1 protein-coding gene is annotated in these 234 nt (G+C 68.4%); it reads left to right on the top strand.

Annotated elements, in window-relative coordinates; all coding sequences use genetic code 11:
• Nucleotides 1–234 (top strand): hypothetical protein (locus SAZ04_RS23050; protein ID WP_332700140.1); only part of this gene is annotated, 234 nt, incomplete at both ends.

Below are 234 nucleotides of genomic sequence, written 5' to 3'. Positions count from 1 at the left end.
CACGGCGGTGATGTGCGTGTTCATGGTCATCGTCTGGGCCGCGGTGTCCTGTTTCTGGCCCGCGCGGTTGCCGCCGCCGGGCCTGTCGGGGGAGCTGCGCTACCAGTCGGCCAGCAACTGCGTGTTCATCATCTTCGCGCTGGGCCTGTCGCTCTTCGGGACCTACCTGGCGGACCGCCTGGCGCTGGGGCTGGAGACGGCCAAGTTGATGGGGCGTTATCGGCTCACTCGGCG

This window comes from Halalkalibacter lacteus (assembly GCF_036663595.1).
Classification (GTDB): domain Bacteria; phylum Bacillota; class Bacilli; order Bacillales; family Bacillaceae_D; genus Halalkalibacter; species Halalkalibacter lacteus.
The sequence above is the reverse complement of the archived record's forward strand: the minus strand, read 5'-3'. Positions and strand labels throughout refer to the sequence as shown.